This window comes from Streptomyces sp. NPDC059900 (genome assembly GCF_050270335.1).
Lineage (GTDB): Bacteria > Actinomycetota > Actinomycetes > Streptomycetales > Streptomycetaceae > Streptomyces.
Genome location: NZ_JBNNJZ010000860.1, coordinates 1 through 2,577 on the forward strand (window position 1 = coordinate 1; position 2,577 = coordinate 2,577).

Annotated in this window: 2 protein-coding genes; both read right to left on the reverse strand. The window is 73.4% G+C overall.

Going from position 1 to position 2,577, the window contains the following annotated elements:
• Positions 1–181: 181 nt before the first annotated feature.
• Complete coding sequence (locus ACQKIP_RS44995) at positions 182–1,534, reverse strand: bifunctional transcriptional activator/DNA repair enzyme AdaA (RefSeq protein ID WP_365858748.1); 1,353 nt, start codon at positions 1,532–1,534, stop codon at positions 182–184.
• 128 nt (positions 1,535–1,662) lie between these two features.
• Positions 1,663–2,577: ribosome small subunit-dependent GTPase A (gene rsgA / locus ACQKIP_RS45000; protein WP_427745646.1), on the reverse strand; the 915-nt coding region annotated here is incomplete at its 5' end.

Genomic DNA, 2,577 nt, shown 5'->3' on the forward strand with positions numbered 1-2,577 from the left:
CCGCTGCGCGGGGGCGTCCTCAACCGCCGGACGGCTGAAAGATTTCCCCGCGCCGGGGAAATCTCAGCCCGTCCGGCGTTTGAGGACGAACTCGGCGGAGCCGGTGATGACGGCACGCACAAAGGCCCTCGCGCCGAGCGAGTTTTCGGGAAGGGGCGGGGTTGGGGAAAGGGAAGTTGGGCTACCCCGCGGTCAGCAAATGCCGTACCCCGTACGACCGCCACGGCCGCCACCCCCCTGGCACACCCAACCCCGGCAGCCCCACATCCGGATCCCCCAGCGCCCGCATCCGAATGACCGCCACGGCCCCCGCATCCACCCCCGCCAAAGCCATCAGCCCCGCCCCGGCATCCTCCCGGTCCGCCCCCGCATCAAGCCGGACCCGCCCATCGGCAAGGGCGGCGGCAAGTTCTCCCAAGGGCCTGGGCTCACCGGCAAGCGCCCCCGGCTCCGGGAACACATGGGTCAGCGTCCCGCACGGCGCATCCAGCGCCTTCCCGTACCGCGACACCAGCAGAGCCGCCTCCCCCCGCCCCACGACCGCCCGCACCGCGAACTCATCGGGATCCGCGGCCCCGGGCGACCGAAGGCCGGGCCGCGCAGCGACCAGCGGAGCGAGCCGGGGATCGGCGCCGAGCCGCTCGTCCACGGCGTACGGATCCGCGTCGAGGTCGAAGAGCCGCCGCAACCGCTGCACGGCGGTCGTGAGGTCACGCAGGTCGGTCAGATGGAGCCGGGCGTCCAGCCAGCCGCCGACCCCGTGATCACGCTCCTCGACGGCCACGATCCCCGTGCCGTACGGCAGCCGCAGCGTACGGCGATACGTCCGCCCGCCCCGCTCCCCGCTCACCTGCTCGACCCCGTCCACGGCCTCCGCGGAGAGCAGGTCGAAGACGGCGCCCGCCTGGTAGGCCCCCCGGTAGGCGAGCCGCAGCGGCACCCCCGCCGTCGGCGTGGCCCGCCCCGCACCACCGCCGCGCGGCGCGGCGCCCCGCAGCGCGGTGGGCGTCAGGGCGTACACCGCCCGGATCGTGTCGTTGAACTGCCGCACGCTTGCGAACCCGGCGGCGAACGCGATCTCCGTGATCGGCAGCCCTGTGGTCTGGAGCAACACCCGTGCGGTGTGGGCCCGTTGGGCGCGCGCGAGGGCGACGGGACCCGCGCCCAGCTCTGCGGTGAGCTGCCGCTGCACCTGCCGGGAGCTGTAGCCGAGCCGCACGGCGAGGCCGGGCACGCCCTCGCGGTCGACGACACCGTCACCGATCATGCGCATGGCGCGCCCCACGACGTCCGCGCGTACGTTCCACTCGGCGGACCCCGGCACGGCGTCCGGGCGGCAGCGCCGGCAGGCCCGGAATCCGGAACCCTGGGCGGCTGCCGCCGTCGTGTAGTAGCGGACGTTCCGGCGCTTGGGGGTGACGGCGGGGCAGCTGGGCCGGCAGTAGATGCCGGTGGTCTCGACGGCGAAGAAGAACTCTCCGTCGAAGCGCGCGTCGCGGCTGCGCACCGCCTCGTACCTGGTCTCTTCATCGATCACATGTCCCAGTGTGCGACTTCGCCGCCCATCCGGCTGGCGGAAATCGGACACCACGTTACGGGGGCGCGGGAGCACCCCCGTAACGCGGTGTAGCCGCCCGGGACGAAACCGGCAGCCGGAACCGGCTAGCGGATCCGCCCCCGCTTGGCCTCCATGGCCGCCCGCCCCTCCGCGCCCCGCAGTTTCCACTCGCGCCGCATGTCCGCGCGGAGCCTGGCGTCCGTCTTGGCGACGATGCGCTGGTTCTCGCGGATCAGCTTGCGGTAGCTCTCCAGGCGGCGGTCCGGGAGTGTGCCGTCCTCCACGGCCGCGAGTACCGCACAGCCCGGCTCGGCGGTGTGGGCGCAGTCGTGGAAGCGGCAGTCGGCCGCCAGGTCCTCGATCTCGGAGAAGACCTGGCCGACGCCCGCCTCCGCGTCGAAGAGACCGACTCCGCGCAGCCCCGGCGTATCGATGAGGACGCCGCCCGCGGGGAGCACGAGGAGGTTGCGGGTCGTGGTGGTGTGGCGGCCCTTGCCGTCCACGTCACGGGCGGCGTTGACGTGCTGGACGTCCTCGCCGACCAGGGCGTTGGCCAGCGTCGACTTGCCCGCACCGGACTGGCCCAGCAGCACCGACGTACCGCCGGAGACGACGGCGCACAGGACGTCGACGCCTTCCCCCGTGGTGGCGCTGACCGGGAGCACCTGGACGCCGGGGGACGACGTCTCCACGTCCTCGACCAGGTAGGACAGGCCCGTGGCGTCCGGGACCAGGTCGGCCTTGGTGAGGACGACGAGCGGCTGGGCCCCGGACTCCCAGGCCAGGGCCAGGAACCGTTCGATCCGCCCGAGGTCGAGCTCGACGGCGAGCGAGACCGCGATGATCGCGTGGTCGACGTTGGCCGCGAGGATCTGCCCCTCGGACCGCTTGGAGGAGGTGGAGCGCACGAAGGCGGTACGGCGCGGCAGCAGCGTACGCACATAGCGCGGATCGCCGCCGTCGGGGTCGACGGCGGCCCAGTCCCCCGTGCACACGACCTTCATGGGGTCGCGCGGCAC